Source organism: Nonomuraea zeae, assembly GCF_005889725.1.
GTDB classification, from domain to species: domain Bacteria; phylum Actinomycetota; class Actinomycetes; order Streptosporangiales; family Streptosporangiaceae; genus Nonomuraea; species Nonomuraea zeae.
The window spans coordinates 1-6,522 of sequence record NZ_VCKX01000472.1; the positions used below are offsets into that span (position 1 = coordinate 1).

General features: G+C 72.1%; 5 protein-coding genes. 2 read left to right on the forward strand and 3 right to left on the reverse strand.

Features of this window, described 5'->3' with window-relative positions:
• Positions 1-596 precede the first annotated feature (596 nt).
• The gene (locus ETD85_RS59180) at positions 597-1,226 is read right to left on the reverse strand and encodes a TIGR03085 family metal-binding protein (protein WP_138698571.1); all 630 of its coding nucleotides are present in this window, start codon (positions 1,224-1,226) and stop codon (positions 597-599) included.
• 116 nt (positions 1,227-1,342) lie between these two features.
• Between ETD85_RS59180 and ETD85_RS59185 the strand changes: the two genes are divergently transcribed.
• Complete coding sequence (locus ETD85_RS59185) at positions 1,343-3,178, forward strand: ABC transporter ATP-binding protein (protein ID WP_138698575.1); 1,836 nt, start codon at positions 1,343-1,345, stop codon at positions 3,176-3,178.
• Complete coding sequence (locus ETD85_RS59190; RefSeq protein ID WP_138698572.1) at positions 3,175-4,956, forward strand: ABC transporter ATP-binding protein; 1,782 nt, start codon at positions 3,175-3,177, stop codon at positions 4,954-4,956. Before ETD85_RS59185 ends, ETD85_RS59190 begins: the two co-directional genes overlap by 4 nt.
• 83 nt (positions 4,957-5,039) lie before the next feature.
• On the opposite strand, the gene ETD85_RS59195 is transcribed toward ETD85_RS59190, so the two are convergent.
• The gene (locus ETD85_RS59195) at positions 5,040-5,408 is read right to left on the reverse strand and encodes an ATP-binding protein (protein ID WP_170247445.1); all 369 of its coding nucleotides are present in this window, start codon (positions 5,406-5,408) and stop codon (positions 5,040-5,042) included.
• Between the two features lie 13 nt (positions 5,409-5,421).
• Positions 5,422-6,258 (reverse strand): MEDS domain-containing protein, encoded by an 837-nt coding sequence (locus ETD85_RS59200; RefSeq protein WP_170247446.1) that lies wholly within the window; start codon positions 6,256-6,258, stop codon positions 5,422-5,424.
• Positions 6,259-6,522 lie beyond the last annotated feature (264 nt).

Below are 6,522 nucleotides of genomic sequence, written 5' to 3' on the forward strand. Positions count from 1 at the left end.
CGCCCGCCCACGTCCGCCCACGTCCGCCCACGTCCACGCCCACGCTGTGGGCCTCGGCGAAGTCCTCCGCCGACGCCTTCCCCGGGCACCCCGGGCACCATCAGGCCGCCGGAGGCGGTGCGGAGGAGCTTCATCGGCTTGATCCAGATCGGGATGCCGTCGAGCGTGCGCGGGTCGGCGAGACCAGGACCAGGGGCAGGAAGACGGGGCGCAGGACGGCCACGAGGGCGGCGAAGAGCTCGTCGCTCCTGGCTGGCCCACCGGGCGCAACCAGCCCGACTACAGCGGGACCGGCGGCCCCGCCTACCGCACCGCCGTCGGCATGCTCGCCGCCCTGGAGGAGGCCGGGCGCGAGGACATGCTCGACGCCCTCGACGCCTAACGCCGGACGCCGGGCCCCCGGACGCTTAGCCCCGGACGCCTAAGCCCTGGGCGCCTGGGCCGACGTGGCGGAGCGGATCGGCGAGGCGGACCTGTGCCTGCTCGGCGGCGACGTGAGCGACCGCGAGCGCGCGGTCGGGAGCGTGGTCACCGGCACCTCGGTGCGCGGGATCGCCTCGCTACGCAGCCCGGCCCAGGCCACCGTCGGCGAGCGGCTATACGCCCAGCGAGGCGCTGCGCAGCAGTTCGATGGCGTGGGGGTCCCCGGTGAGCTCCACGCGGGCGTGCGCCTGCCGTCCGAAGCAGAACATCAGCAGCTCCGAGGCGGCTCCCGTCACCTCCACCTTGGGGCCCTGACGGTTGCCGCCGAGCGCCACGCCGCCGCCGAGGCGGTGCAGCACCACGCCCACGGGCGACCTGCGCAGCATGAACCGGGCGCCGGTCGAGACCCGCTTCCAGACGAGCTCGTCGAGGTCGGCGGCCAGCTCGCGGGGCTCCCACGAGGGCTGCGCGCGACGGACGTCCTCGTGGTGGACGAAGTATTCGAGGGTGTTGACGGCGTTGTCGAGGAAGCTCAGCACGCCGTAGACGCCGCCCGGCTTGCGTACGAGGCCGACCAGCTCGGGGTAGGGGTGGCGGGCTTTGAGGCCGTTCTGGACCGAGGCGGTGTAGCCGGCCAGCGGCTTGAGCGCGATGCCGCCCATCGCGTCGGGCCGGCGCTCGCGCAGCACCAGGTGGGCGGCCAGGTCGTACGTGGTCCAGCCCGTGCAGAGGGTCGGCGCGTCCGGGCCGAGCCGGTCGAACAGGTCGCAGATCGCGGAGCGTTCGTCACGAGCATGAGTCACGCGGCCAAGCCTACCTGTGGGAATAACCCGTTGATCAGACGTGATAGGGACATAGGTAGAAATGTCAGAATTGAAAGGAACCCAACCGAGTGGCGAGCAAGGTCACCTCGGCCGTCATGCGTCAAGGATTGCGGGTCCTTGGGGTGGCCATTCGCACCGAGAGGGCGGTGTTCGCGCTGGCCGTGCTGGCCAGCGCGGTTTACGGCGGCATGACCGTCGCCTCCGCCTGGGCCCTCGGCTGGGCGACGCAGAACGTGGTCCTGCCGGCCTTCAGAGACGGGCGCGTCGCCTCGGGCGCGCTCTGGACCGCGGCGTTCCTGATCTTCGGCGCGGCGCTGCTGAAGGCGTTCGGCGTGGCCGGGCGGCGCATCCTGGCCGGCGTCATCCAGTACCGCATGCAGGCCAGGTCACGCAGGGACGTGACCAAGCAGTACCTGCGGCTGCCGTTGTCCTGGCACCACCGGCACCCGACCGGGCAGCTGCTGTCCAACGCCAGCGCCGACGCCGAGGCCGCCTGGGCGCCGCTCGCGCCGCTGCCGATGGCCGTGGGCGTGATCGTCATGCTGTTCACCGCGGCGATCGCGATGCTGTTCACGGACCTCGTTCTTGCGCTGGTAGGTTTCCTGATTTTTCCGGCGATCGCCGTACTTAACTTGGTCTATCAGCGCAAGCTCAGCCCGCTCGCCACCCGCGCGCAGCAACTGCGCGCCGAGGTCAGCGAGATCGCCCACGAGAGCTTCGACGGCGCGCTCGTCGTCAAGACCCTCGGCAGGGAGGAGCTGGAGACCGACCGCTTCCGGCGGCGCGCCCACGAGCTGCGCGACGCCAACATCGCGGTCGGCCGCGTGCGCGGGCTCTTCGACCCGATGCTGGAGGCGCTGCCCACGATCGGCGTGCTCGCGGTGCTCGGCGTCGGCGCGGCCCGCCTGTCCGGCGGCGCGATCGACTCCGGCGCGCTGGTGCAGGTGGCCTACCTGTTCACCCTGCTGGCCTTCCCGATCAGGGCGCTCGGCTGGGTGCTGGCCGAGCTGCCGCGCAGCGTCGTCGGCTGGCAGCGGGTGCAGGCCGTGCTGGAGGCGACCGGCTCCATGGAGTACGGCGCCCAGAGCCCCCCGGCCTCCACGTCGCCCGCCGCGCTGGCCGTCTCCGGCGTCTCCTACGCCTACGGCGAGGCCGAGGTGCTGCACGACGTCACCTTCGACGTGCCCGCCGGCCGCACCGTGGCCCTGGTCGGCCCCACAGGCTCGGGCAAGTCCACGCTGGTGCAGCTGCTCGTCCGGCTGGTGGACCCGGCCTCGGGCAAGGTGCTGCTCGACGGCGTGGACGTGCGCGAGCTGCCCTACGGCGGCCTGGCCGAGTCGGTGGCGCTGGTGCCTCAGCAGACGTTCCTGTTCGACGACACCGTGCGCGGCAACGTCGCGCTGGGTCTGGAGACGGGCGACGAGGACGTGTGGGCCGCCCTGCGGCTGGCGCAGGCCGACGGGTTCGTCGGCAGGCTGGCCGACGGGCTCGGCACGCGGGTCGGCGAGCGCGGCACGTCGCTGTCCGGCGGCCAGCGCCAGCGCCTGGCCCTGGCCCGCGCGGTCGTGCGCCGCCCGCGCCTGCTCATACTCGACGACGCCACCTCCAGCGTGGACCCGCAGGTCGAGGCCAAGATCCTGTACGGGCTGCGCGACGCGGCCGAGGCGTCGACCGTCGTGGTCGTCGCCTACCGAATGGCCACGATCGCCCTGGCCGACGAGGTCGTCTACCTGGACAAGGGCCGGGTCGTGGACCGGGGGCCGCACGACGAGCTGATCGCGCGCTGCGCCGGCTACCGGAACCTGGTCACCGCCTACGAGCGCGAGGAGGCCGAGCGGGCCGCCATCGACGTGCCCGCCGGTGAGGAAGCCGTTCCCGCCGGAGACGCGGTTCTGGCCATAGGGGAAGAAGAGGAAGAGGTCAGCGCATGACGGCGCAGGGCATCCAAGCTCATTCGGAACGTTCCGCGCTGGCCACGATCCGGCAGGGGCTCTCGCTCACGCCGGAGTTCCGCAAAGGGCTGGCGGTCACGCTCATGCTGGCCGTCGTCGCGACCGCCGGCAAGATCATCGTGCCGATCGCGGTCCAGCAGACGATCGACACCGGGCTCAAGGGCGGCACGCCGGATCTTCCGTACATCACCCGGGCCGTCCTGGTGTGCGCGGCGGCCGTGGTGCTCACGGCCCTGGCCGCCTACGTCATGAACGTCCGCCTCTACAAGGCGACGGAGTCCTCGCTGGCGACGCTGCGGGTGCGCGGGTTCCGCCACGTCCACGACCTGTCGGTGCTCACCCAGAACACCGAGCGGCGCGGCGCCCTGGTCTCGCGCGTCACCAACGACATCGACCAGATCAGCACGTTCATGCAGTGGGGCGGGCTGATGATCATCGTGGCGCTGGGCCAGGTGTTCGTGGCCACCGTGCTGATGTTCGTCTACTCCTGGCAGCTCACGCTGCTGGTGTGGGCCTGCTTCGTGCCGCTGATGATCGCCCTGCCGCGCTTCCAGAAGCTGCTGTCGCGGGCCTACACGGTCGTGCGCGAGCGCACCGGCGACATGCTGGCCGCGGTCAGCGAGTCCGTCGTCGGGGCGGCCGTGATCAGGGCGTACGCCTCCGAGCGCCGTACCGCCGAGCGCATCGACAAGGCCGTGAACGCCAACAGGAGCGCCCAGATCAAGGCGCAGACCATCGTCGGATTCGTCTTCCCGCTGACCGAGATCGTAGCCGCCGTCGCCATCGCCGGGATCGTCCTGCTCGGCGTGCGGCTCGGCCTGTCCGGCGACATCACGCAGGGGGAGCTGGTCGCGTTCCTGTTCCTGGTCACCCTGTTCGTCTCACCGCTGCAGACCGCCACCGAGGTGCTGAACGAGGCGCAGAACGCCGTCGCGGGCTGGCGCCGGATCCTCGGCGTGATCGACACCCCGCCGGACGTGGCCGACCCCGGCGACGAGGGGGTCAGCCTGCCGCGCGGCCCCATCTCCGTCGCCTTCGACGGCGTCCACTTCTCCTATCCCGGCGGCGTCCCCGTGCTGCGCGAGGTCTCGCTCGAGATCCCGCCGCGCTCCCGGATCGCGGTGGTGGGGGAGACGGGGTCGGGCAAGACCACGTTCGCCAAGCTCCTGACCCGGCTCATGGACCCGGTCTCGGGACGGGTCACGGTCGACGGCCACGACCTGCGCGACGTCCGCTTCTCCTCGCTGCGCGAGCGGATCGTCATGGTGCCGCAGGACGGCTTCCTGTTCGATGGGACGCTGGAGGAGAACATCCGCTACGGCAAGCCGTCGGCCACCGGCGAGGAGATCCGGCTGGCGATGACCGAGCTGGGCCTGGCCGACTGGCTGGAGGGCCTGCCCGCCGGTCTGGCCACGCCCGTGGGGCAGCGCGGCGAGTCGCTGTCGGCGGGCGAGCGCCAGCTCGTCGCCCTGGCCCGCGCCTACCTCGCCGACCCGGACCTGCTCCTGCTGGACGAGGCCACCTCGGCGGTGGACCCGGCCACCGAGGTACGCCTGGCCAGGGCGCTGGAAGGCGTGACGCGCGGGCGTACGGCGATCTCGATCGCGCACCGGCTGTCCACGGCGGAGAACGCCGACGAGGTGCTGGTGTTCGACGCGGGACGCCTGGTGCAGCGCGGCTCGCACGCCGAGCTGGTCCTGGAGCCGGGTGTCTACGCCGATCTGCACGCCTCCTGGATCTCGGCCGCCCACTCCTGAGCCGCCGAGGGAGCCGCCGAGCCCACTGAGCCCGCCGAGCCCGCCGAGTCGCGGACGGCGCGGGCTCATGCGCGTACGGCGGCTCAGTCGGTCACGGCGGCGAAGGTGACGGTCGTGCCCCGTGGCCCGGACACGATCGTGATGTGCTCGCAGAGCATCCGCGTCAGCCACAGCCCCCGCCCGCGGAACTCGAACCCCGTGGGCGGCGGGGCTTCGCCCATCCACCCCGCGGGCAGCCCCGGCCCCTCGTCGGTGACCTCGCACCACAGCCGTCCGCCGTGCGACCACAGCCGCAGCCGCCCGTGCCCGCCCCCGTGCACGACCGCGTTGGTGGTGATCTCGTTCACCGCCAGCACGAAGTCCTCCAGGTGCCGGCCCGTCACCCCTTCGTGCGCGGCGTGCTCGGTGACCGCCCTGCGCAGGAACGTGATGCGCCCGCGCGCGAAGCTCACGCAGAGCACCTGTCTACGCATCGCCGACGCGGCGGACGGTGACGAACTCCTCCGCCCTGATCAGCCGGAGCACCCGGGCGATGGAGTCGCGGCAGACGACCACGGTGGACCCGGGCGGCCTGGCCAGGGCCGTGAGCGTGAGCAACTGGGCCGAGCCCGCGTCGATGAAGTCGAGCTGGGAGGCGTCGATCACGACCTCGGCCGGCTCCTTCTCCAGCGGCGCCAGCACCGAGGCGAACGCCTGCCTGTTGGTGAGGTCGATGTCGCCCCAGATCCGCAGCCCTCTGGGCGACGAGGTGCCGGCGAAGCGTAACAACGCCTGGTCGGGCGCGATCGGGTGCACGGAGGTGGCCCGGTCGATGGCGTCGCGCGGGAAGAGACCGCGGTCGTACTGGCACACGGCCGCCAGCCGGCGCTCGGCGAACAACTCGTTGGCCGCCGCCTCCAGCACCGCCTGTCCGGGCGCGTCGCGCACCCCCCAGGACGCGTCGATCAGGGCGTACACGCCGTGCCGGCCGTGCTTGCGCGCCCGGGTGCCGGCCAGCGCCAGCTCGCCGAACACGCGGTCCGGGTCGAGGCAGCCGCCGGTGGCGTGGATGTCGGCGCAGGCCAGGATCTCGATCTGGCCGGCCGACTCGGCGTCGGCGAACCCCGGGATCAGCGGCGCCAGCCAGGCGCGCGTCCGCTCGGGGCTGTCGGTGTGCGTGACGATCACGACCATGGTGCGGCGGCGCAGCCCGTTCAGGGTGAAGTCTCTCGTCGCGGTCATCCGCTCCCGCTCGCCCTCGAAGGGCAGGCAGACGTGATCCCCGAGGTCGGGATCGAGAACGGAGCCCGAGACGTGCACCACGATCGTGACCTCCCCCTAGCACGCGTCGCCCCAGAAAATACCCTCCTCAGGGTCATCACGTAGCGCATTCTCTGCAAAACCCACCGTGACTCGGCGCAGATCGGTGTACCTTTTCGGCTGAGCCGCCATCAGTCAGGCGCCGGCTTCGCATGCCGGAAAAGCCGGCTGTTCCCCGCTTCCCGGGGAGCGGTCATGAGGAGGCTCTTCCCGGGGGGAGCGCGGGAGCGGCCGTTCGCTGTGGGGAGGGCGCTGTTACACACCTGC

Excerpts from the sequence above, each read along its gene's own strand:
- ETD85_RS59185 (WP_138698575.1), top strand. The coding sequence starts at position 1,343 with ATGCGTCAAGGATTGCGGGTCCTTGGGGTGGCCATTCGCACCGAGAGG.
- ETD85_RS59190 (WP_138698572.1), top strand. The coding sequence starts at position 3,175 with ATGACGGCGCAGGGCATCCAAGCTCATTCGGAACGTTCCGCGCTGGCC.